Source organism: Mitsuaria sp. MSU3D (assembly GCF_056867975.1).
Genome location: NZ_CP200314.1, coordinates 5,040,518 through 5,062,990 on the forward strand (window position 1 = coordinate 5,040,518; position 22,473 = coordinate 5,062,990).

24 protein-coding genes are annotated in these 22,473 nt (G+C 65.2%); 12 read left to right on the forward strand and 12 right to left on the reverse strand.

All coding sequences use genetic code 11. The features are described from left to right. Window positions 1-77: 77 nt before the first annotated feature. The 8 genes from AC1VNM_RS22095 to AC1VNM_RS22130 all read left to right on the forward strand — a co-directional run bounded on the left by AC1VNM_RS22095 (window position 78) and on the right by AC1VNM_RS22130 (window position 4,909). The gene (locus AC1VNM_RS22095) at window positions 78-1,199 is read left to right on the forward strand and encodes a 6-pyruvoyl trahydropterin synthase family protein (RefSeq protein ID WP_431100907.1); all 1,122 of its coding nucleotides are present in this window, start codon (window positions 78-80) and stop codon (window positions 1,197-1,199) included. Continuing rightward, window positions 1,196-1,843: a 7-carboxy-7-deazaguanine synthase gene (gene queE, locus AC1VNM_RS22100; RefSeq protein WP_483108312.1), complete on the forward strand. Its 648-nt coding sequence runs from the start codon at window positions 1,196-1,198 to the stop codon at window positions 1,841-1,843. Before AC1VNM_RS22095 ends, queE begins: the two co-directional genes overlap by 4 nt. Before the next feature lie 383 nt (window positions 1,844-2,226). After that, window positions 2,227-2,541 carry a nucleotide pyrophosphohydrolase gene (locus AC1VNM_RS22105; RefSeq protein ID WP_377158857.1) on the forward strand — a complete coding sequence of 105 codons (315 nt, stop codon included), beginning with the start codon at window positions 2,227-2,229 and terminating at the stop codon, window positions 2,539-2,541. Then, a complete protein-coding gene (locus AC1VNM_RS22110) occupies window positions 2,538-3,200 on the forward strand; it encodes a 3'-5' exonuclease (protein ID WP_377158854.1) in 663 nt (220 codons plus the stop codon). Before AC1VNM_RS22105 ends, AC1VNM_RS22110 begins: the two co-directional genes overlap by 4 nt. 152 nt (window positions 3,201-3,352) lie before the next feature. Then, window positions 3,353-3,871 carry a GNAT family N-acetyltransferase gene (locus AC1VNM_RS22115; protein ID WP_377158852.1) on the forward strand — a complete coding sequence of 173 codons (519 nt, stop codon included), beginning with the start codon at window positions 3,353-3,355 and terminating at the stop codon, window positions 3,869-3,871. Between the two features lie 4 nt (window positions 3,872-3,875). After that, on the forward strand, window positions 3,876-4,196 hold the full coding sequence (locus AC1VNM_RS22120) for an AbrB/MazE/SpoVT family DNA-binding domain-containing protein (RefSeq protein WP_483108313.1): 321 nt from the start codon (window positions 3,876-3,878) through the stop codon (window positions 4,194-4,196). Next, window positions 4,193-4,675 (forward strand): PIN domain-containing protein, encoded by a 483-nt coding sequence (locus AC1VNM_RS22125; RefSeq protein ID WP_483108314.1) that lies wholly within the window; start codon window positions 4,193-4,195, stop codon window positions 4,673-4,675. The genes AC1VNM_RS22120 and AC1VNM_RS22125 overlap by 4 nt, the downstream gene beginning before the upstream one ends. Before the next feature lie 15 nt (window positions 4,676-4,690). Further along, window positions 4,691-4,909 (forward strand): hypothetical protein, encoded by a 219-nt coding sequence (locus AC1VNM_RS22130; RefSeq protein WP_377158843.1) that lies wholly within the window; start codon window positions 4,691-4,693, stop codon window positions 4,907-4,909. A 15-nt stretch (window positions 4,910-4,924) separates the two neighbouring features. On the opposite strand, the gene AC1VNM_RS22135 is transcribed toward AC1VNM_RS22130, so the two are convergent. Continuing rightward, a complete protein-coding gene (locus AC1VNM_RS22135) occupies window positions 4,925-6,013 on the reverse strand; it encodes a hypothetical protein (protein WP_483108315.1) in 1,089 nt (362 codons plus the stop codon). Window positions 6,014-6,174: 161 nt separating this feature from the next. Here AC1VNM_RS22135 and AC1VNM_RS22140 point away from each other — a divergent pair, with 161 nt between their 5' ends. Beyond that, on the forward strand, window positions 6,175-7,155 hold the full coding sequence (locus tag AC1VNM_RS22140; protein WP_483108316.1) for a helix-turn-helix transcriptional regulator: 981 nt from the start codon (window positions 6,175-6,177) through the stop codon (window positions 7,153-7,155). 18 nt (window positions 7,156-7,173) lie between these two features. Here the strand turns inward: AC1VNM_RS22140 and AC1VNM_RS22145 are convergent, their stop codons facing one another. After that, a complete protein-coding gene (locus tag AC1VNM_RS22145; RefSeq protein ID WP_483108317.1) occupies window positions 7,174-7,794 on the reverse strand; it encodes a cob(I)yrinic acid a,c-diamide adenosyltransferase in 621 nt (206 codons plus the stop codon). Between the two features lie 85 nt (window positions 7,795-7,879). Beyond that, window positions 7,880-8,188 (reverse strand): hypothetical protein, encoded by a 309-nt coding sequence (locus AC1VNM_RS22150; RefSeq protein WP_377158831.1) that lies wholly within the window; start codon window positions 8,186-8,188, stop codon window positions 7,880-7,882. Between the two features lie 177 nt (window positions 8,189-8,365). Between AC1VNM_RS22150 and AC1VNM_RS22155 the strand changes: the two genes are divergently transcribed. Next, complete coding sequence (locus tag AC1VNM_RS22155) at window positions 8,366-9,811, forward strand: FAD-binding oxidoreductase (RefSeq protein WP_483108318.1); 1,446 nt, start codon at window positions 8,366-8,368, stop codon at window positions 9,809-9,811. A gap of 13 nt (window positions 9,812-9,824) precedes the next feature. Here the strand turns inward: AC1VNM_RS22155 and AC1VNM_RS22160 are convergent, their stop codons facing one another. From AC1VNM_RS22160 to AC1VNM_RS22180, 5 genes are all read right to left on the reverse strand, one after another. After that, window positions 9,825-11,333 carry a SpoVR family protein gene (locus AC1VNM_RS22160; RefSeq protein WP_377161664.1) on the reverse strand — a complete coding sequence of 503 codons (1,509 nt, stop codon included), beginning with the start codon at window positions 11,331-11,333 and terminating at the stop codon, window positions 9,825-9,827. Between the two features lie 113 nt (window positions 11,334-11,446). After that, window positions 11,447-12,736, reverse strand: a complete 1,290-nt coding sequence (locus AC1VNM_RS22165; RefSeq protein ID WP_431100919.1) for a YeaH/YhbH family protein — start codon at window positions 12,734-12,736, stop codon at window positions 11,447-11,449. 32 nt (window positions 12,737-12,768) lie between these two features. Next, entirely contained in the window at window positions 12,769-14,691 is a 1,923-nt protein-coding gene (locus AC1VNM_RS22170) for a PrkA family serine protein kinase (protein WP_377158825.1), read from the reverse strand. Between the two features lie 425 nt (window positions 14,692-15,116). After that, window positions 15,117-16,025 (reverse strand): ParB/RepB/Spo0J family partition protein, encoded by a 909-nt coding sequence (locus tag AC1VNM_RS22175; protein ID WP_331614092.1) that lies wholly within the window; start codon window positions 16,023-16,025, stop codon window positions 15,117-15,119. 70 nt (window positions 16,026-16,095) lie between these two features. Continuing rightward, entirely contained in the window at window positions 16,096-16,686 is a 591-nt protein-coding gene (locus AC1VNM_RS22180) for an RBBP9/YdeN family alpha/beta hydrolase (protein ID WP_377158823.1), read from the reverse strand. Between the two features lie 68 nt (window positions 16,687-16,754). Between AC1VNM_RS22180 and argC the strand changes: the two genes are divergently transcribed. Both argC and AC1VNM_RS22190 read left to right on the forward strand, forming a co-directional pair. Beyond that, window positions 16,755-17,720, forward strand: coding sequence for an N-acetyl-gamma-glutamyl-phosphate reductase (argC, locus tag AC1VNM_RS22185; RefSeq protein ID WP_483108319.1), 966 nt, complete (start codon window positions 16,755-16,757; stop codon window positions 17,718-17,720). Beyond that, a complete protein-coding gene (locus AC1VNM_RS22190; protein WP_483108320.1) occupies window positions 17,720-18,166 on the forward strand; it encodes a GNAT family N-acetyltransferase in 447 nt (148 codons plus the stop codon). The genes argC and AC1VNM_RS22190 overlap by 1 nt, the downstream gene beginning before the upstream one ends. 4 nt (window positions 18,167-18,170) lie before the next feature. On the opposite strand, the gene AC1VNM_RS22195 is transcribed toward AC1VNM_RS22190, so the two are convergent. Genes AC1VNM_RS22195 through mnmG form a run of 4 tightly spaced genes read right to left on the reverse strand, consistent with a single transcriptional unit; the run spans window position 18,171 to window position 22,427 of the window. Beyond that, the gene (locus tag AC1VNM_RS22195) at window positions 18,171-18,956 is read right to left on the reverse strand and encodes a GNAT family N-acetyltransferase (protein ID WP_483108321.1); all 786 of its coding nucleotides are present in this window, start codon (window positions 18,954-18,956) and stop codon (window positions 18,171-18,173) included. A 3-nt stretch (window positions 18,957-18,959) separates the two neighbouring features. Beyond that, window positions 18,960-19,733: a ParA family protein gene (locus AC1VNM_RS22200; RefSeq protein WP_483108322.1), complete on the reverse strand. Its 774-nt coding sequence runs from the start codon at window positions 19,731-19,733 to the stop codon at window positions 18,960-18,962. A 38-nt stretch (window positions 19,734-19,771) separates the two neighbouring features. Next, complete coding sequence (gene rsmG / locus AC1VNM_RS22205; protein WP_483108323.1) at window positions 19,772-20,440, reverse strand: 16S rRNA (guanine(527)-N(7))-methyltransferase RsmG; 669 nt, start codon at window positions 20,438-20,440, stop codon at window positions 19,772-19,774. Between the two features lie 22 nt (window positions 20,441-20,462). After that, window positions 20,463-22,427, reverse strand: a complete 1,965-nt coding sequence (mnmG, locus tag AC1VNM_RS22210) for a tRNA uridine-5-carboxymethylaminomethyl(34) synthesis enzyme MnmG (RefSeq protein WP_483109317.1) — start codon at window positions 22,425-22,427, stop codon at window positions 20,463-20,465. Window positions 22,428-22,473: the final 46 nt, after the last annotated feature.

Here is a 22,473-nt window from a genome sequence, read left to right on the forward strand (position 1 = left end):
CGCGAACACCTACTAATACGACCAAGGAGATATTCAATACAAGAAGATAAGAAAAGCGGGCATGTCACACTCTCGGAATGTCTGCTTTACCTGCCTCTCCCGCTTCACTTTTCACCGCCTCGGCGGGGTTCGAGTCAGCGTGTCAGATCGACGCGCTCCCCCCAGGACACCGCTCGCGCGGTCTGCATGGTCACAGCTATCTGGCCACGGTCCGCGCCGAACTGCCCGCCGGTTGGGCACCGTTCCCCGGAGGCGAAGTCAGCGCGCTGCGCGACTGCCTCGAACGCTGCATCGCCCCGCTCGACCATGCGCTGCTGAACCAGCACATCACGCAACCGACCGACGAAAACATCGCGCGTTGGATCCGGCACCGTCTCGAGACCGAGTTCAAGGTTCCCGGCATCACGCAGGTCGGGATCCAGAGCACATCGAACTCCGGCGTCGACCTGGACGCCAACGGCCACGCGCATGTCTGGCGTCGATACCGCTTCCAGGCCGCCCATCAGTTGCCCAACGTCCCGATGGGCCACAAGTGCGGCCGCATGCACGGTCATGGCTTCGAGTTGATCCTGCATGCCAACCAGGACCTCGGTGAGCGCGACCTGAGCATCGACTACGACCACCTCGACGAGCTGTGGGCACCGTTCCATGCGCAGTTGAACTACCAGTGCCTGAACGAGATCGAAGGCCTGTCCAATCCGACCAGCGAGTTGATCTCGTCCTGGCTGTGGGCACGCCTGAAGCCACAGCTGCCTGAGCTGAGCTGGGTCACCGTCTACGAAACCGGTTCGAGCGGCGCCAACTTCGACGGCGAGCGCTACCGGATCTGGAAGGAGTTCACCCTCGACAGCGCGGTGAAGCTCGATCGCGCGCCGGCGGGGCATCCGCTGGCGGGCATCCACGGCCACACCTTCACCCTGCGCTTGCACCTGAGTGCGCCGCTGGACCAGGTCTACGGCTGGGCCATGGACTTCAGCGATGTGAAGCTGCTGTTCGATCCCATCTTCAAGGCGATGGACCATCACCCGCTGCATGAACTCGCCGGCCTGCCGGATTCCGACACGGCCAGCCTGGCGGCCTGGGTACTGCAGCAGGCCAAGGCGCAGCTGCCGCCCCTGGAGCGCGTCGACCTGTACGAGACCCGTGGCAGCGGAGCGATCGTCAGCCATGGTCCGTTCGAGGAGCTGATTCCGGTATGACCTACGCCGTCAAGGAAATGTTCTACACGCTGCAGGGCGAGGGCGCTCAGGCCGGCCGCGCGGCCGTGTTCTGCCGCTTCGCCGGCTGTAACCTGTGGACCGGTCGCGAGCAGGACCGGGAGAAGGCCGTCTGCACCTTCTGCGATACCGACTTCGTCGGCACGGACGGGCAGGGTGGGGGCAAGTTCGCTGCGGCCGATGCCCTCGCGGAAGCCATCGACGCCAAGTGGCCCAAGGACGAGCATGGCCGCAAGACCGGCACGCCGTACGTCGTCTGTACCGGCGGCGAACCGCTGCTGCAGCTCGACGGCCCGTTGATCACCGCGTTGAAGGCTCACGGCTTCGAGATCGCCGTCGAGACCAACGGCACCCAGCCCGCACCTGAAGGCCTGGACTGGATCTGCGTCAGCCCCAAGGCGGATGCGGAAGTCGTGCTCACCCGGGGCAACGAGTTGAAGCTGGTTTATCCACAGCCCTTGGCCTTGCCGGAACGCTTCGCGGATCTGGCCTTCGACCACTTCTTCCTCCAGCCCATGGACTCGATCCTGCAGAAGCAGAACACCAGGGCGGCCATTGCGTATTGCATGGACCATCCGCAATGGAAGTTGTCGATCCAGATGCACAAGGTGGTCGGGATCGATTGAGGCGAACGGGGAAGTTATCCCCGTTTCCGTCGGTGCTAGCGCAAGTCGGACGCCGCTGTATAGCCAACAACGCTGTGGAAAACTTTCTGGCAACTGGCCACTTCTCCACAGGCCGGCACGGGGAGTCACCTGTTGTTGTCGATCCGTGCAACGCCAACGAGGTCCTCCACACACAAGGTTTCAGTCAGCTCAAGTCTTTGGTTCTAAAGGGAATTTCTGACTTGTCCACAAAAAGATCGTCCCTCTACTAAGACGACTAAAGAGATATTTAAAACCTTGATGTTGAAAACAGAGGCGAGAAAATCTTTGCGACGTTGCTGTCGTGTGCCTGCAGCGCACACGGCGCTTGAGCAGGCCGCGTCGGACTTGCACACTGCGAAGCCATGGACATAGCCGACCTGCAACGACGGCTGCGCGACTTCGCCGCAGCTCGCGACTGGGACCCCTACCTCACGCCGAAGAACCTGGCGATGGCGCTGGTCGTGGAGTCAGCCGAGCTCGTCGAGATCTTCCAGTGGAAGACCGCCGAGGAGTCTCGGCAGCTGTCGCCCGAGGAGCATCAGCATCTGGGCGAGGAAATCGCCGACGTGTTGATGTACCTGCTGCAGATCGCCGATCGTGCCGGCATCGATGTGCCGGCCGCGGTCGATCGCAAGATCGCGATGAACGCCAAGAAATATCCCGCTCCGACCGCATGAAGCGCACCATCGCCGTCATCGACTTCGAGACCACGGGCAACTCCCCGCAAGGCGGAGGCCGAGCCACCGAGATCGCCGCCGTGCTGCTTCGCGACGGGGAGATCGTCGGCCAGTACCAGAGCCTCATGAACACCGGCGCGTGGATCCCCCCGATGATCGAGCGCCTCACCGGCATCAGCAACGAGATGGTCGAGGACGCACCCGATGCGGCCAAGGTCATGCGTGAGGTCGCGACGTTCACCGAAGGCTGCGGCTTCGTTGCGCACAACTCGAGCTTCGATCGCGGCTTCTGGCTGCATGAGCTTGATCGTGCCGACGCTTCGCCGCGCATTGCGCCCGAGTTCGCCTGTACCGTGAAGCTGGCTCGCCGCCTCTATCCGGATTCTCCGAACTGCAAGTTGGGTACGCTCGCCCGCTTTCATCGCCTGCCAGATAACGGTCGTGCCCACCGCGCGCTCGCAGACGCATTGACCACCGCTCAACTGGTGCAACGGATGCAGCGCGACATCGGCGTCGAACTCGCCGAATTTCTCGGGGAACTGAGCGTCGAACACGAGCTGTTGCTGCGCTTGCAAGCCGTGGCGCGTCCTCACTGGCATAAGGCCGCCACCGGTTTTGCCCGCGACTTCCGGCGTCATCTGCAGGTTTCACTGGTTTGAAGTTCGCCTGTCGTTAGCCTGGTGGCGCGATATGGCTCGATGCGCCCCTGCGGCGATCAAGATCAGCAAAACATTTGCTGTCAAGGTCCCCGTTTGGTCGCATTGACTGGGACAATCCCGCCCTTTCCCCGAAATGCGTTTGTTCTCCAAGTATGTCGAGTATTCAGATTCGCCCGGCCACACTGCGTGATGCCAAGGCCATCGCCCAGATCCAGGTGAGTTCCGCTCAGGACGCGTACAAGGAGTTCTGGCCCGATACCGCCCTGAACGGCTTGTCCGTCGCCCAACGCCAGGCCTACTGGCGCGAAGCCATCAACATGTGCGAACCGCAGGTGCTGGTCGCGCACCTGGACAACGAGGTGATGGGTTTCGTCGGCTTCGACCGCTCCCGCGACAAGGGCACGCCCTCCACGACCGGTGAGATCTGGGCCATGTACGCGATGCCTGCCCATTGGGACAAGGGCGTCGGTCAGGCGCTGGTCGAAGCGGCTCAGGAAGGTCTTCAGGAAGAAGGCTGCACCCGCGTCACGCTGTGGACCTACAAGAACAACGAGCGTGCGATGCGATTCTTCGAGCTCGCCGGCTTCCGCGCCGAGACGGACAGCGTCAAGGCCGTCGACGTCGAAGGCCGCGCGCTGGAACAGCTCCGCCTGCAACGTTCGCTGGTCTGAGCCCGTGCTGGCGAAGCTGACGTCCAAGAACCAGCTGACCCTGCCGAAAAGCGTCACCGACAAGCTCGGTCCCGTGCAGTACTTCGAAGTGCTGTTGCAGGCGGGGCAGGTGGTGCTGACGCCGGTGCGCATCCAGCGCGGCGATGCGGTCCGGGCCAAGCTGGCGGAACTCGAGCTCGATGATGGCGTCATCGCCAAGGCAATGGCGTTCTCGTCGAAGGCAGCGAAGCCTGCCGCCAAGGCCGTGAAGGTCGAGAAGGCCGTGAAAGCGCCCGCCACCACGGGCAAGACCGCCGTTCGCAAGACCGCTCGCAGATCCGCATGACGCGTCGATCGAAAAAGACGGCGCCGGAGCTCGCCGTCATCGATCCGGCTTTGATCCTGCGCGCGTTGCTGATGTCGGGGGGTGAAGCGCTCGGCCTGCGCCGTGCGTGGCAGCAAGGTGTGCTGCGGCCACTGGTCAGTCCTGATCTCGCGGCGACGCTGATGCGGGCACTGGCCTATCCGAAGCTTGTGCTGTCCGAAGTGCAACAGCAGGAACTGCTCGCGGACTTCCTGCCGTATGCCGAGGTCGTGAAGCCGGCGCGCGGACCAAGGATCGCGGGCATTTCCGAGTCCATGCAATCGCTCGTCGAACTCGCGCTGCAAGGTGGTGCTTCACTGCTGTTGTGCGACGACTCGGTGCTGTCGGCATGGTCTGCGAACAGTCGCAGCCAGGCGGCTCGGCAACTCTGCACGGTCCGTGCGATGTCGGCATGGTTCCAGGTGTTGCCCCCCTCCCATCGCGACATGCTGCTTTGCTAGATTCCGCGGTCGCATATGTCCAGCTTCCACGACCGCATCCCCAGCAACATGTGGCGCGTGGTGTTCTACGAACGCCGCGGCAATCGCGTCCACCTCGACCGCACCGGGCCCTGGCTCCCTCAGAAATCGCACGCCCGGCAATGGGCTGACTGGTTCAAGGAGCAGGGCTACCACGTCGCGCTCCAGGACCAGAACGGCAGCCTTGAAAAGCTGCACGTGGGGCTTCCGGGCTGAAGCTCGCGGTGGGGTTCAGGCCGCCGATCGGAATCCCTGACGTTCCAGCGCCCAACCGTCCGTGGGGGCAACGTGGCTCTGGACGCGCACGGTGCTCAGCCGCTTGCTGGCGGCGCGTTGCACCAGCTGTTCCGCCTGTTCCGGGGTCAGTTGTTGCGCGAAGTGCGTCCAGCGCTTCTGCAGCAGCGGATCGCGCCACGCATCCTCCAGCGCCCAGCGGATTTCCATCGGGTCGGTGAGCGACTGGCAGCGCAGCACGCGGGGGACCAGCGCCAGGACGAACTTCGAAAAGTCGGCGCGTTGCTGCGCGGCCATCAGTGCTTCGAGACGCGTCAGGCGCTGACTCCATCCGGGTGTGGCCAGTTGGCGCGTGACCAGGGCCTGCAAGGCCTGCACCGGGTTGAACATCCGCAGGCGGTTCGGCGGGAGGGCCAGCATCGGCAGCTGTGCGGCCAGTTCATGCGACATCGGCGTCACGAAGCTCGTCAGGATCGCCATGCGTTCCCAGGCGTCGGCGTTCAGCCCGCCGGCCATCGTCATCGGTCCCTGGCGCAGGCTCTGAGCCATCGCCCAGCATTGCTGCCATCCGCGGTCGAGCTTCGCGACATTGGCCGCGTGGCTCATCAAGGCCAGGTTGCCTGCCGCATAGCCGGCGTCGTCGCGCACGCGGTCGATCGAGCGTCGCTGCGGGTGCCCGTCCTCGTCACTGAACCCCAGGCGGCTGACCGGGCAGTGCGTCGTGTCCAACTGCTGCAGGTAGTTGGGCGTGACCAGCAGCGTCTCGAAGCTGCGGCCGCGTTGCCAGGCATGCAGGCGCAGCGAGAGCCACAGCTGCGTATGGCGGTGCGACTTCAGCGTGCGCGCGCCGAAGGTCGACCGGCCCAGTTGCCAGCCTTGCTGCAGCGGCGATTGACGGAACAGCTGCTCGACCGGCGGCGTCAGCCCGTGGTGGGCGTAGTCCCAGCCCAGTTCGAATCCGACGCGCTCATGGCTCGAGGCCCCGGTCTCCTCCTTCGTGTCACCCAGGTCGTCGACCGCGGTCATCGGCAAGGGCAGTTGCTGGATGGCGATGTCGTCGGCGTTGCGGTGGATCGTGGCGACCATGTGAGTTCTCCTTGAGGACTTGGAAACCGGGACCTGGGGCATGACTGCTTCAGGCTTGGGATCAAGTATTCAAGTTGGGTGGCTCATAGAATGAGCCATCCCATCCCCAGTCGACAGAAAGTTGAGGGTCGACTGCCCAGATCTGTCAGGAGAGGACCCGCATGGACCGCACCGAGCGCTTCTACAAGATCGAAATGCTGATCCGCAGTCGCGGCTGCGTGAGCTTCGCAGAGATGCGGGAGCTGCTGGAGGTGTCGCCGGCGACGCTCAAGCGCGATCTGCAGTACCTGCGTGAACGCATGGATGCCCCGATCGAGTACGACGCCACCGAGAACGGCTATCGCTTCGGCCAGCAGTGGCGCGGCCAGCGGCACGAGTTGCCCGGCGTCTGGTTCAGCGAGAAGGAACTGCACGCGCTGCTGACCATGCATCAGATGATGGCCGGGCTCGACGAGAACGGACTGTTGAGCCGGCACCTGCAGCCGATGCTGGACAAGCTGACCGGCATGCTCGGCGGCGACGAGGTCGAGGCGCAGGAAATGACGCGTCGCATCAAGCTGATCTCGACGGCGCGGCGGCGGGTGCCGTCAGAGCATTTCGAGACGGTCGGAAGCGCCGTCGTGAAGCGTCGACGGCTGAAGCTGCGATACCGCAAGCGCGGACCCGGCGGCGGGTCGGTCAGCGAGCGCGAGGTGTCCCCTCAGCGCCTGGTCCACTACCGGAACACGTGGTACCTCGATGCGTGGTGTCACGCCAGCGACGGGCTGAGACGCTTCGCGCTCGATGCGATGGAGGATGCGGCCGTGCTGGAGGATCAGGCGGCGCGCAGCCTGCCGCTCAAGGAACTCGAGGGAGAACTCGACCAGGGTTACGGGATCTTCGCCGGCGGCGATCCGCAGTGGGCGACGGTGATCTTCAGCGAGCAGATCGCGGCCTGGGTCTCCAGCGAGGAATGGCATCCGGCACAGCGCAGCGAATGGTTGCCCGATGGACGCTGGCGGCTGGAGCTGCCTTTCGTCGATGCGACAGAGCTGCTCATGGACTTGCTGCGGCACGCCGGCCAGGTCGACGTGGTGGCGCCGCCCGCGCTGCGCGAGGCCTACGTGAAGCGCCTCAGGACCGCGGCGGCCGCCGTGGCCTGAGGGAGGCCGTTCAGGCGCTCAGGAGGCCTTCTCGGGGCCTTCCTGGGCTTGTTCCGCGGCCTCTTCGGCCGCGTATCGGGCCAGACGCTCGCTTTTCCAGTAGACGTCATCGCCGCCCTTGCCGTCGAGATTGGCCCGATTCAGCACGCGCGCCAGCACGAACAGCAGGTCCGACAAGCGGTTCAGGTAGTGGCGCGGCGCGGTGTTGATCGTCTCGTGCGCTGCCAGCGTGACCACGGCGCGCTCGGCGCGCCGGGCGATCGTGCGGCAGACATGGGCAATGGCGGCACTGCGGGTGCCGGCGGGAAGGATGAATTCCGCCAGGCGGGGCAGGGCGGCGTTGTGATCGGCCAGTGCCTGGTCGAGATGCAGGACCGCGGCTTCCTTCAGCAGGCTGTAGCCGGGCATGCAGAGCTCCCCGCCGAGGTTGAACAGCTCGTGCTGGATCGTGACCAGCAGGTCGCGGACGTCGTCGGGCAGGGGCTCGGCCAGCAACACGCCGATCTGGGAATTCAGTTCGTCCACATCGCCCATCGCCTGCACGCGCAGATGGTCCTTGGGGACGCGGGTGCCGTCGCCGAGGCCGGTCGTGCCGTCGTCGCCGGTGCGGGTCGCGATCTGGGAGAGTCGATTGGCCATGGCGGGTGCCGCGCGGGCTGCGGAGTGCAAACCCGGCATCTTGCCGCAACTCGTCCGACCCGTGGACCGAGCGTCGTCAGATCCGTCAGTTCCGGCTGCCGCTGCGATGGAATACCGGGCGGTGGTGGGACATGCCGGTCGAATGGCCGTGGATGTCGTGGACCGCGTGGCGCGGAATGCCGACGGGTCTCGGCACGTGATGCGCCTGCGGGCGCGTGCCCGGTTCGGGCGCGTCGGCGGGAACGCCGGGATCGATGTCGCGGGCTGCCGCGTCGTTGGGCAGGTGGCGGAGCTGATCCATCCACCAGACCTTCAGCCAATCCATGCGCAGCGTGGCGACCACCAGCAGCGCCAGCAGCAGGGCCCAGATCGTCCATAACCACAGATGGGACATGGCGGACTCCTCATGTCGCGCGAGCCAGCGCGCGGTCCATCCATGCTGTCACTGTGCGGGTCGCGACGCAAGCGTGACGATGCAAGCGGATGCAGCGACCGCGCTTCCTAGAATCGACCGGACAACACCGGCCGCGGAGTTCCTCCGCATCGGACCGCGTGGAACCAGGAGACAGCGATGAATGCGCCTCGAGAACTCGGTGACCCTCCGACGCTACACGCGTCGACCCATCAGCCGTCCCATGCGCCGCGGCCAATGCCGGCGGCGATGCTGGACGCGTTGAAGGCGCAGTTCGGTGATCGCTGCAGCACCGCAATGGCGTTGCGCGAGCAGCACGGTCGCGACGAGTCGCCGTTCGACGTGCCACCGCCGGAGGCCGTCGTCTTCGCCGAGAGCAACGAAGAGGTGGCGGCGGTGCTGGCGTTGGCCAACGCGCATCGCGTGCCGGTGATTCCCTACGGCGCCGGGACCTCGCTGGAAGGGCATCTGCTGGCGGTGCAGGGCGGCGTGAGCCTGGATCTGTCGCGGATGAAAGGCATCCTGCGGGTCAATGCCGAGGATCTGACGGTGACCGTCCAGGCCGGCGTGACCCGCAATCAGCTCAATGCCGAGGTCCGTCATCAGGGCTTGTTCTTTCCGATCGACCCGGGCGCGGATGCCTCGATCGGCGGGATGTCGGCGACGCGCGCGAGTGGCACGAACGCTGTGCGCTACGGGACGATGAAGGAGAACGTGCTCGGGCTGACCGTCGCGACGCCAGATGGCCGGCTGATCCGTACCGGTTCCCGGGCCCGCAAGAGCAGCGCGGGGTATGACCTGACGCGCTTGTATGTCGGCAGCGAGGGGACGTTGGGCGCGATCTGCGAGATCACGCTGCGGCTGTATCCGTTGCCGGAAGCGGTGTCGGCCGCGGTGTGCTCCTTCGAATCGATCGACGCCGCCGTCCGGACGACGATCGAGATCATCCAGATGGGCGTGCCGATCGCGCGCTGCGAGCTGCTCGACGCGCATGCCGTCCGGGCGGTCAACCGCCACGACAAGCTGAGCTTGCGCGAGGCGCCGATGCTGCTGATGGAGTTCCACGGCTCCGAGGCCGGTGTCGCGGAGCAGGCCGCGACGGTGCAGGAGATCGCGGCCGAGCACGGCGGCACCGGCTTCGAATGGGCGACGACGCCGGAGGAGCGCACGCGACTCTGGACCGCGCGGCATCACGCCTACCTGTCGGCGCTGCAGACGAAGCCCGGCTGCCGGGCGGTGACGACGGACACCTGCGTGCCGATCTCTCGACTGGCGGAGTCGATCAACGTCTCGGTCGAGGAGGTCGAGGCCAGCGGGCTGCCGTACTTCATCGTCGGCCATGTCGGCGACGGCAACTTCCACATGGGGTACCTGATTGATCCGGCCATTCCCGCGGAGCGCGACACCGCCGAGCGCCTGAGCGCGCAGATGGTGGCTCGGGCCATCGCGTTCGAAGGCACCTGCACCGGCGAGCACGGCATCGGCCTGCACAAGCAGGGCTTCCTGCTGCAGGAGGCGGGGGAGGGCGCGGTCGATCAGATGCGAGCGCTCAAGCGGGCGCTCGATCCGAACGACATCATGAATCCCGGGAAGATCTTCGCCTGACGGGCCAGGAATTTCAGTGCTGAGGTGCCGGCACGCTCCAGCGACGTGACACGTCGCCGCGTGCATTCACGCTCTCGAGCTGGACGCCGAATCCCCAGAGTCGGGCGACGTGCTTCAGCACTTCCTGTGCGCCGTCATGCAGCGGGCGGTCCTGATGCTGCTGGTGGCGCAGCGTCAATGAACGGTCGCCTCGCAGGTTGACGTTCCACACCTGGATGTTGGGCTCGCGCGTGGACAGGTCGTACTGCCGGGACAGCGCCTGCCGCACGTACTGGTAGCCCTGTTCATCGTGGATCGCGGAAATCTCGTACTCCGCCTGGTGCTCGTCGTCGAGGATCGAGAACAGCCGGAAATCGCGCATGATCTTCGGGCTCAGGTACTGCGCGATGAAGCTCTCGTCCTTGAAGTTGCGCATCGCGTGGTCCAGCGTCGGCAGCCAGTCGCTGCCGGCGATCGCGGGGAACCACTCGCGGTCCTCGTCGGTCGGCTTCTCGCAGATGCGCTTGATGTCCGTGTACATCGCGAATCCCAAGGCATACGGATTGAGCTGCGCCATCGCCGGCTGCGCCACCACGTTGGTGTGCGACTTCAACCACTCGATCATCATGCCGTCCGACAGGTAGCCGTCGTCGTACATGGTGTTGAGCAGCTTGTGATGCCAGAACGTCGCCCAGCCTTCGTTCATGACCTGCGTCTGACGCTGCGGATAGAAGTACTGCGCGATCTTGCGGACGATGCGCACGATCTCGCGCTGCCACGGCTCCAGCAGCGGCGCGTTCTTCTCGATGAAGTACAGCAGGTTCTCCTGCGGCTCGCTGGGGAAGCGGCGCTTCTCTTCTTCCTTGGCCTCGTCCTCCATACGGCGCGGCAGCGTGCGCCACATGTCGTTGACCTGCAGCTGCGCATAGGACTCGCGGTCCTTGCGCATCGCCTGCTCCTGCGCGAGCGAGAGCTTGGCTGGCCGGCGATACCGGTCGACGCCGTGATTCATCAGCGCGTGGCACGAGTCCAGCGTCGACTCCACCGCGTCGAGGCCGTAGCGCTGCTCGCAGTCGGCGACGTAGTTCTTCGCGTAGACCAGGTAGTCGATGATCGACGACGCGTCGGTCCACATCCGGAACAGGTAGTTGTTCTTGAAGAAGCTGTTGTGGCCGTAGCAGGCATGCGCAATCACCAGCGCCTGCATCGCCATCGTGTTTTCCTCCATCAGGTAGGCGATGCAAGGGTCGGAGTTGATGACGATCTCGTAGGCCAGACCCATCTGGCCGCGCTTGTAGTTGCGCTCGGTGGAGATGAACTCCTTGCCGTAGCTCCAGTGCCGGTAGTTCACCGGCATCCCGACCGACGCATACGCATCCATCATCTGCTCGGCGGTGATGACCTCGAGCTGGTTCGGATAGGTGTCCAGCCCATAGCGCTCGGCCGTCTGGCGGATGACGTCGTGGTACTGCTCGACGAGCTCGAAGGTCCAGTCGCTCGGCGACGGGAGCGGATGGTCGGGCCGCTTCTCCAGCGGCCGCATCTGCGTCAATGGCGCGCGGACACGGCGGCCGCCGTATTCGTTGGCACCGACGCCGACACCGACATTGCGGCGATTCTCCAGGCTGCTCATGGTGATGCCCTCCGGCGCCGCGGTCACGCGGTCGCCCCTTCCTTCTTGAACAGGTCGCGGAAGACCGGATAGATCTGCGCCACGTCGACCGCCTTGCGCATGGCGAAGTGATGCACCTCCTGCTCCAGCTTGGCGTACTCCTCCCAGAGGTTCTGCTCGGCCTCCGCCACCTGCACGTAGGCGTAGTAGCGGCAGAGCGGGAGGATCTTGTCGGCCAGCAATTCGCGGCAGCGGCCGCTGTCGTGGTGCCAGTTGTCGCCGTCGCTGGCCTGCGCGCCGTAGATGTTCCAATCGCCGGCCGGATAACGCGCGCGGATGATCTCTTCCATCATCACCAGCGCCGACGACACCACCGTGCCGCCCGTCTCCGTGGCGTGGAAGAAGTTCTGCTCGTCGACTTCCTGCGCCTGGGTGTGGTGGCGGATGAAGACGACCTCGATCTTCTCGTAGTGCCGCGTCAGGAACAGGTAGAGCAGGATGAAGAAGCGCTTGGCCAGGTCCTTGCGGCTTTCGTCCATCGAGCCCGAGACATCCATCAGGCAGAACATCACCGCGCGCGTCGTCGGCTGCGGCACCTTGATGCGGTTGCGGAAGCGCAGGTCGATCGGGTCGAGGAACGGGATGTTGGACAGGCGCTGGCGCAGGAGCACGATGCGCGCCTCGGTCTCCGCGATCAGCGCCTGGATCTCGGGGCGGCGCTGGTCCTCTTCCTGCTGGAGGGTCAGCAGCCGGGTCTCGAGTTCGTGGAGCTCGCGCCGCTTGTCCATGCCCAGCGCGATCCGGCGCCCCAACGCGCCGCGCATCGAGCGCACCACGTGCAGGTTGGTCGGCGTGCCGTCGGTGACGTAGCCGGCCCGCACGGTCTTGTACTCGGGGGTCTCGGCCAGTGTCGTGCGGGCGAGGTTGGGCAGCGCCAGGTCCTCGAAGAAGACCTGCATGAACTCCTCCTTGCTGAGGTGGAAGACGAAGTCGTCCTCGCCCTCGCCGGAGTCGCTCGCCTGAGAGCCGCCGCCCCCGCCCTGGCCGCCCTGCGGCTTGCCGATGCGGTCGCCCTTGATGTGCTCCGTGTTGCCGGGCCGCACGACTTCGCGGGTCCCGCCGTCGCCGTGGCTGAAGACGGGCTCGCTCAGGTCGCGTTTGGGGATCTGGACATCCTCGCCGCGCTCCATGTCCCGGATGCCGCGCTTGTCCACCGCGCGCCGCACCGCGTCGCGGATCTGGTCCTTGTAGCGGCGCAGGAAGCGCTCCCGATTCCCGATCGACTTGTTCTTGCCCGACAGCCGTCTATCGATGATTTGTTGAAGGCCTGTCATGAGGGGGACCTTTCCGGTGGCATTCGTTCGACTCAGCTCGACTTCCTCACGCGCAGATACCACTCGCAGAGCAGCCGGACCTGCTTCGGCGTGTAGCCCTTGTCGACCATCCGCTGGACGAAGTTCTCATGCTTCTTCGCCTCGTCGGCGCTGGCCTTGGCGTTGAAGCTGATCACCGGCAGCAGTTCCTCGGTGTTGGAGAACATCTTCTTCTCGATCACCGTGCGCAGCTTCTCGTAGCTGGTCCACAGCGGGTTCTTGCCGGCGTTGTTGGCGCGCGCGCGCAGCACGAAGTTGACGATCTCGTTGCGGAAATCCTTCGGGTTGCTGATGCCCGCGGGCTTCTCGATCTTCTCGAGCTCCGCGTTCAGCGCCGACCGGTCGAAGACCTCGCCGGTGTCGGTGTCGCGGTACTCCTGGTCCTGGATCCAGTAATCGGCGTAGGTCACGTAGCGGTCGAAGATGTTCTGGCCGTACTCGCTGTAGCTTTCCAGATAGGCGGTCTGGATCTCCTTGCCGATGAACTCGGCGTAGCGCGGTGCCAGCACCTCCTTGATGAAGCCGACGAACTTCTGTTCCGACTCCTGCGGGAACTGCTCGCGCTCGATCTGCTGCTCGAGCACGTACATCAGATGGACCGGATTGGCGGCGACCTCGGTCGAGTCGAAGTTGAAGACCTTCGACAGGATCTTGTACGCGAACCGCGTCGAGATGCCGGCCATGCCCTCGTCGACGCCGGCGTAATCGCGGTATTCCTGGATCGACTTGGCCTTCGGGTCGGTGTCCTTCAGGTTGTCGCCGTCATAGATCTGCATCTTGCTGAAGGCGCTGGAGTTCTCGGGGTCCTTCAGCCGGGTCAGCACCGCGAACTGCGCCATCATCTTCAAGGTGCCGGGGGCGCACTTGGCCTCGGCCAGCGAGGAGCCGCGGATCAGCTTCTCGTAGATCTTCACTTCCTCGCTGACGCGCAGGCAGTAGGGCACCTTGACGATGTAGATGCGATCGAGGAAAGCCTCGTTGTTCTTGTTGTTGCGGAAGGTCTTCCACTCGCTCTCGTTGCTGTGCGCCAGCACGATGCCGTCGAAGGGGATCGCGCCGAAGCCTTCGGTGCCCTTGAAGTTCCCTTCCTGCGTCGCGGTCAGCAGCGGGTGCAGCACCTTGATCGGCGCCTTGAACATCTCGACGAACTCCAGCAGGCCCTGGTTGGCCAGGCACAGGCCGCCGGAATAGCTGTAGGCGTCGGGATCGTCCTGCGCGTAGGTCTCGAGCTTGCGGATGTCGACCTTGCCGACCAGCGAGCTGATGTCCTGGTTGTTCTCGTCGCCCGGTTCGGTCTTGGCGACACCGATCTGCTTGAGCACGCTCGGCAGCCGCTTGACGACCTTGAACTTGCGGATGTCGCCGCCGAACTCGTCGAGGCGCTTCACCGCCCACGGGCTCAGGATGCGGTTGAGGTAGCGGCGCGGGATGCCGTACTCGCGTTCCAGCAGCGGCCCGTCCTCGACGACATCGAACAGCCCGAGCGGGCTCTCGTTCACGGGGCTGTCCTTGAGCGCGTAGAACGGCACGTGCTCCATCAGCTGCTTGAGGCGCTCGGCGATCGAGCTCTTGCCGCCGCCGACCGGGCCCAGCAGATACAGGATCTGCTTCTTCTCTTCCAGCCCCTGCGCCGCGTGGCGGAAGTAGCTGACGACCTGCTCGATCGCGTCCTCCATGCCGTAGAACTCGGCGAAGGCGGGATAGATCTTGATGACCTTGTTCTGGAAGATCCGCGACAGGCGCGAGTCATTGCGCGTGTCCAGCATCTGCGGCTCGCCGATCGCCTTGAGCATGCGCTCGGCGGCGGTGGCGTAGGCGAGGGGATTGCGCTTGCACTCGTCGAGGTACTCCTCCAGCGTGAGTTCTTCGACCTTGCTGCGTTCGTAGCGTGCCGCGAAATGGCTGATCACATCCATGCTGACCTCCAGGGTGGTTCATTGGGAGGCGACGCGCGTCCGTGCGACAACGGACCTCGCATCGTCCAGGAAGTTCTGGCGACGTCCATGACTCAAGGCGTCATCAGAGCTTTCCGAGCTCAGCAAGCATTCAGCAAACGGCCAGCCCATGCTGGTCCAAAGTCCGCCGTCCTGTGCAAGGTCCCGATCGACGACCTTGAGCGCGGTGCGGCTTTACCGGGTCATGCTACGCCCATCGGAAGCGATGCGCGATAGCAAGACATGACCCCGTTGTACTCCCATGTCCAACGCCTGTGAAGCGCGAAAGTTGACGATCCCCCGACGTGGGGCACCTGTGGGAAGTACGAAGAAGACAGCACGCATCCCGCGTGCCATTCTTGCGGATTGGCCGATCGGCGAGCCTCCGTGGGAGGCCGCGCGCGGCGTCACTCGTCCGCGCCGGCGGGACGCAGTTTTTGCAGCAAGCCGTTCAGTTCATCGAGCGAGCCGAAGCTGATCGCGACCTCACCCTGTTCGCCGCGTTTGGTCTTCTTCTTGACGCGGATTTCCACCTGCGCCGTCAGCAGGTCGGAAAGTTCTTCCTCGAGTCGGAGCACGTCCCGGCTCTTGTTCGCCTTCACCCGCAGCAGCGGCGCCTGCCGGCCGCCACCCTGCTGACGTTGGACCAGCTTCTCGGCCTCCCGCACGCTGAGCTTCTTCGCGGCGATCTCGGTGGCGCTGGTGATCTGGTGGGCGCCGTCCAGCGCCAGCAGCGCGCGTGCGTGGCCCATGTCGATGTCGCCGGCCATCAGCATGTTCTGGACGGGTTCGGCCAGGTTCAGCAGGCGCAGCAGGTTGGAGGCCGCGCTGCGCGAGCGGCCCACCGCCTGCGCCGCCTGGTCGTGGGTCAGTCCGAATTCATCGACCAGCCGCTTCAGGCCCTGGGCCTCTTCCAGGGCGTTGAGGTCCTCGCGCTGGATGTTCTCGATCAGCGCCATCGCGGCGGCGGCCTCATCGGGCACCGGCTTGACCAGCACCGGCACCTCGGCCAGGCCGGCCAGCTTCGCGGCGCGGAAGCGCCGTTCGCCCGCGATGATCTCGTAGCGGACCGCGCCGTTGGGCGCGATCGGACGCACCAGGATCGGTTGCATGATCCCTTGCGCCTTGATGCTTTCGGCCAGCTCGTAGAGCGAGCCTTCATCCATGCGGGTGCGAGGCTGGTATTTGCCGGCCTGCATCTGCGCCAGCGGGAGCACGCCGGGTTCGCCTTCGCGCACCGCCGGTGCGTCGCTCACTTTGGGGCCGAGCAGGGCCTCCAGGCCCATGCCCAGGCCCTTGGGTTTCTTTGTCGCCATGGGGCGCGATTCTCCGTGATTCCGGGGGAGGGCCGTCGGCCCGACGTCGGATGTCGCCTGATCCGCTGTTTCAGCCGGCCAGACGCTTCAGCATCTCGCGCCCTTGCGGCCACGCGCCGAGGCCGGACGCGGCGTTGAGATGTCCCAGCGGTCCTGCCAGCACGAACTCCGCGCCCCAGTCTGCCGCCATGCCGGCGGAACGTTCCGGTGTGCAGAAGGGATCGTCGTTCGATGCGACGACGATCGCGGGGAAGGGCAGCCGCGGGCGTCGGATCGGCCTCCAGTTGTGCAGCTGCGGAGGCATCTCTTCGCGCTCGGTGTCGGGAGGCGCGACGAGCAGCGCGCCGGCCACCAGCCGCGTGTGGGCCGAATGCTCCGCCCATGCCGCCACCAGCTGGCAGCCGAGGCTGTGCGCGACCAGCAGCGCCGGCTGGTCGTGCAGGCGACCGTCCTGCTGCAGCACTTCGTCAAGCCGGGCCATCCAGTCGCCGCGGCGTGGCCACTCCCAGTCGTTCTGCTCGACCCGGCTGTCGCCGTGAAGGCGTTGCCATTCGCTCTGCCAGTGATCGGGGTCGGAGTTCAACCACCCCGGCAGCAGGTAGACGGGCCGCGTGATCGGGGAGAGGTCCGGGTCATTCGGCGGAATGGCGTGTGTTGACATCGGTTGGCCTTATGCTTCGCGCTTTCTTCGGGAGGGTCCCGGAGGCAGCGGATTTTGCAGGAGCGGCGATGAAGTACGCGGTGTATGTCGACGGGCAGGAAGGCACGACCGGCCTGCGCATCAATGAATATCTGGCGCAGCGCGCCGACATCGAGGTGCTGCGCATCGACGCCGACAAGCGCAAGGATGGCGCCGAGCGCGCGCGACTGCTGAATGCCGCCGATGTCGCCTTCCTCTGTTTGCCCGACGCCGCCTCGCGGGAAGCCGCGGCCATGGTCAGTAATCCCAAGACCTGTCTGATTGACGCCAGCACCGCGCACCGTACCGCGCCGGGCTGGGCCTTCGGTCTTCCGGAACTGGCAAAGGGCCAGCGTGCCGCGATCCGCGATTCGAAGCGAATCGCCAACCCGGGCTGCCACGCCAGCGCCTTCATCCTGGCGGTGCGCCCGCTGGTCGATGCCGGCCTGCTGTCGCCCGACGCGCTGGTCACGGCGACGTCGATCACCGGCTACTCGGGAGGCGGCAAATCCATGATCGCGGAGTACGAGGCGGGCGGGAATCCGAAGCTGATCGCGCCGCGGCCTTACGCGCTGGGCCTGGCCCACAAGCATCTGCCGGAAATGATGGCTCACACCGGCTTGAAGACGGCGCCGGTGTTCATGCCCATCGTCTCCAACTTCTACAAGGGCCTGGCGGTGACCGCGCCGCTGCACCTGAGCCAGCTTCGCGCCGGCACGACGCCGCAACAGGTCCGCGACGCCCTGGCCGCCCACTACGAAGGCGAGCGCTTCATCCACGTGAAACCGCTGCGCGATGCGGACACGCTGGCCGTGGGCTTTTTCGATGTGCAGGCCTGCAATGACACGAACAACGTCGACCTGTTCGTGTTCGGCAGCGAGCAGCAGATCCTCGTGATGGCCCGTCTGGACAACCTGGGCAAGGGCGCCAGCGGTGCCGCGGTGCAGAGCATGAATGTGCATCTGGGCGTGGACGAGTCGCTGGGCCTGACCGGTCCGGACGTCAACGACATCTGATGGCATCGACGAAGGGCGCTGGCTGGGAATGGCGCCGGGATGGCGCCGTCACCCAGCGCGACCTCGAGCTGCTTCGCGACGGCGTCATCCGCTACGGACGTCAACAGGCGCAGGGCAGCGATGCGCAAGACATCGCCGTGGCGCTGTATGACGTCGAGGAGTTGATCGCCGGCGCCTCCGGGCGCACCGAGTTCCAGCGCCTCTACGTCAACTACCTGTGGGTCCACGCGGACCGTCGTGGGCAGGGTATCGGCGGCGATTGCCTGCGCCAGCTCGAAGCAATGGCATTGAAACGAGGGTGCGTCGACGCGCTGATCGAGACGCTGCTGGACGAGACCGCCGAGATGTACGAGCACTTGGGCTACGCCTGCATCAGCCACGTGCACGACTTCGTGCCGGGCTTCACCCGCCACACGCTGTTGAAGGTCTGGCAGCCGCGCGACTAGGCGCTCACGCCCAGGCGCGAGGGTCGTCGCTGCGGTAGTGGTAGCGATAGGCCTGTAGGAAGCCCAGGCGGTCGTACAGCCGCTGCGCGGCCGCGTTGTCGGCTCCCACCTGCAGATACGCGCTCAGGGCGCCCTGGCGGCGCGCCTCGGCCAGGAGGGCCGCGCAGAGCCGGAGGCCATGACCGCGACCGCGTTGGTCCTCGGGCGTGAAGATGTCGAACAGCCCCGCCATTCCGCCTGCCGGCGCTCCGTCGGGACCCGGATCGATGGCCACTTGACCACAGGCGAGCAGCACGCCGTCGTGCTCCATCTTGAAGGCTTGATGCGGGACGCTGGCCTGCTCAAGGCGACGCGCATGGCCGTCGATCTCTTCGGCACTGGAGCCGCGCAGTGCGCCGATCAATGCGGCGTACTCGACGGGCGACAGCGACATCAACCCGTACGCGTCAGCGAAGGCGTCCAATGATGGCAGCACCATCACGTCGGCGGGATCAAACCGGATCCACCCCTTGGCGGCGAGTTGATCGTCAAGATCGGCGGGTTGGCTGAATGGGGTGAGCCGAAGGATCAGCGGCAGTCCCGCCTGCTCGAAGCTGGCGCGGCAGCGGCGCAGCAGGTCGTCGAGGGGAAGGGTGCCCCCCGCGAGCGCATTCACGCATCGCGAGCGCTTGGCCTTGCCCGGGGAGAGTCGCAGCAGCCAACCCTCGACGTGTGCTTCACGTGGCGAGGACGCCGCGTTCAAGCCGGCCAGTTCCGCACGGCGGGCGAGGGCGTGCAGCTCGGCCGACATCGTTCAGCGCATCGCGCCGACGCGAGTCACCATTTCCTTGGCGAAATCGATGAAGGCGTGCGCCCCCTTGGAGCCTCCGTCGAAAACGACGCCAGGCAGGCCATAGCTGGGGGCTTCGGCCAGGCGGACGTTGCGAGGGATGACGGTGTCGAACACCTTCTCGCCGAAGTGCGCCTTCAGCTGTTCGCTGACCTGCTGCTGCAGCGTGATGCGCGGGTCAAACATGACGCGCAGCAGGCCGATGATCTGCAGGTCCGGATTCAGGTTGGCGTGGATCTGCTTGATCGTGTTGACCAGGTCGGTGAGGCCCTCCAGCGCAAAGTACTCGCACTGCATCGGGACGACGACGCCATGCGCCGAGCACAGTCCGTTCAGCGTCAGCATGGACAGCGAGGGAGGGCAGTCGATCAGGATGAAGTCGTAATCCTGTGCCGAGGCAGCCAATGCCGTCTTCAAGCGTTGCTCGCGGCGGTCGAGTTCTACCAGCTCCACCTCGGCACCAGCCAGCTCACGATTGGCGCCCAGCACGTCATAGCCGGCCTTCTCGCTCCGCTGCCTCGCCTCGGCAATGGTGGCCGACTCCAGCAGGACGTCATAGACGGTCAGCGACAGTGCTCGCTTGTCGATGCCCGAGCCCATCGTCGCGTTACCTTGGGGGTCAAGATCGACCACCAGCACGCGCTGCCCGACCTTGGCGAGTCCGGCAGCCAGATTCACGGTGGTGGTCGTCTTGCCGACGCCGCCTTTTTGGTTCGCAACGCAAAAAATCTTGGCCATGAATGGTCGGTGGGCAGGGCTCTGGAGAGGGGCGCAGCTTAACCGATGGCGGCCATCGGACGAATCCACAGCAGGCAACGTTGAGCGTCGAGACCCGGAACGTTCAGCTGTTCCACGTGAAACACCGACAGGTCCGGGGCACGCTGAGCGAGTTCCGCGAGCTCTTCAGTGGGATGCTGACCCTTCATCGCTGCCCACACAGCCCCCGGCTTCAAGTGCATCCGGGTCCACTCGGTAAAGTCGGCGAGCGAGGCGAACGCCCGCGAAGTGATGACGTCGAAGGGCGCCGTCTTCAGTTGCTCTACCCGAGAGTGCTCAGCGTGCAGATTGGGCAATCCAATCTCCGCAGCGACTTGGGCGATGAAGAAAGCCTTCTTGCCGACGGTGTCCACGCACGTGACATCGAAGGTCGCGTCGCAGATGGCGATGACCACGCCCGGCAGCCCGCCGCCGCTCCCCACGTCCATCAGCCGGAGCGGTTCCCCGGCGGCATGCCGCCGCAGCGGCGGGATCAGGCTGAGGCTGTCCACCAGATGCTGAGTCAGCATCGCCTGGGGATCGCGAACGGCAGTCAGGTTGTAGACCTTGTTCCACTTCGACAGCAGGTCGAGATAAGCGATCAGCCGGTCAAGTTGCTCGTCGGTGAGGGCGAGCCCGAGTGTTTCAGCGGCGGTGGCGAGGCGGGAACGGCGGTCGAGGTCGGTCATCGATGAGCGGATGAGGAAGGAATCAGGCGGCAGTCGAGTCGACCAAGGTGTGATCGGTGAAGCCCTTGAAGCGGCCCTTCCGGAGATGGATCAATAGGAGCGAGATCGCCGCTGGCGTGATGCCGGAAATCCGCGATGCTTGGCCCAGCGTCTCCGGACGATGTTTGCCCAGCTTTTGGCGAGCTTCGAAGGAGAGGGCGGTGACCAAGCTGTAGTCCAGGTCGTCGGGCAGCTTCAGGTGCTCGTAGTTCGATGCACGGGCAACATCTTCCTGCTGCTTGCTGATGTAGCCAGCGTACTTCACGCCAACTTCCAATTGCTCAATGACCGCCGCGGCGAGATCGGTTCCCAGCGATTCAGCAAGGGAAGCGCGTGTCACGTCAGCGCCAGGGCGTGCGATGGATGCCACCTCAGCGATGGTGTCGAATGTGACCCCCGGTCGACGCAGCAGGTCGATGAGGTTGTACTCACGCTCCAGCGCCTTGCCCACCAGCCGCTCGGCATCGGCTGCCGGAAGGATGTTCGGATTCACCCAGGTCGATTTCAGCTTCTCTGTTTCACGTGAAACAGCATCGCGCTTCCGGTTGAAGGCATCCCAGCGAGCATCGTCGACCAGCCCCAGTTGGCGGCCAGCTTCGGTGAGGCGCATGTCGGCGTTGTCTTCTCGGAGCTGCAAGCGGAACTCGGCACGGCTCGTGAACATCCGGTAGGGCTCGGTGACGCCCTTGGTGATCAGGTCGTCGACCAGCACGCCCAGATAGGCCTGGTCGCGGCTCGGGAGCCAGTTGTCCTTGCCCTGGACATGAAGCGCCGCGTTCAAGCCGGCGAACAGCCCTTGGGCAGCCGCCTCTTCATAGCCGGTCGTGCCGTTGATCTGACCGGCGAAGAACAGGCCCCCGATGGCGCGGGTCTCGAAGCTGGACTTCAGTTCACGCGGGTCGAAGTAGTCGTATTCGATCGCATACCCGGGCCGAAGAATGTGCGCGTTCTCCAGGCCGGGGATCGACCGGACGGCGGCCAACTGGATATCGAAGGGCAGGGAGGTCGAGATGCCGTTCGGATAGAACTCGTGGGTCGTCAGACCCTCGGGCTCCAGGAAGATCTGGTGCGAGTTCTTGTCGGCAAAACGATTGACCTTGTCCTCGATGGACGGGCAATAGCGCGGGCCGACGCCTTCGATGACGCCCGTGAACATCGGACTGCGATCGAAGCCGGACCGGATGATCTCGTGGGTGCGCTCGTTGGTATGCGTGATCCAGCAGGGAAGCTGCCGAGGATGCTGCGCGGCGTTCCCCATGAAGCTGAACACAGGCACCGGGTCCAGATCGCCTGGCTGCTCCGCGCACTTCGAGAAATCGATGGTGCGGCCATCCAGGCGCGGCGGGGTGCCGGTCTTGAGGCGGCCTTGAGGCAGCTTGAGCTCCTTGAGCCGTCCCGACAACGATACCGCCGGCGGATCGCCGGCGCGGCCGGCTGCATAGTTCTCAAGACCGATGTGGATCTTCCCGTCGAGGAAGGTCCCTGCGGTCAGCACCACGGCGCGGGCGCGGAAGCGCAGACCCGACTGCGTGATGGCGCCGACGACGCGGTCGCCCTCGACCATCAGATCGTCCACGGCCTGCTGGAACAGCATCAGGTTGGGCTGGTTTTCCAGCCGGTGGCGGATGGCCGCCTTGTAGAGAATGCGATCGGCCTGCGCGCGGGTGGCGCGCACGGCCGGACCCTTGGAGCCGTTCAGGATGCGGAACTGGATGCCACCCTCGTCGGTCGCCGCGGCCATCGCTCCGCCGAGCGCATCGACTTCCTTGACCAGATGGCCCTTGCCGATCCCGCCGATCGACGGATTGCAGCTCATCTGCCCCAGCGTCTCGATGTTGTGGGTCAGCAGCAATGTGCTGACGCCCATGCGGGCGGCTGCCAGCGCGGCCTCGGTACCGGCATGGCCGCCACCGACCACGATCACGTCGAACTCTTTCGGATAAAGCATGGCAAGGCGTCCAGCGAAATCGGCGATCAGATGGATCAAGGCCATC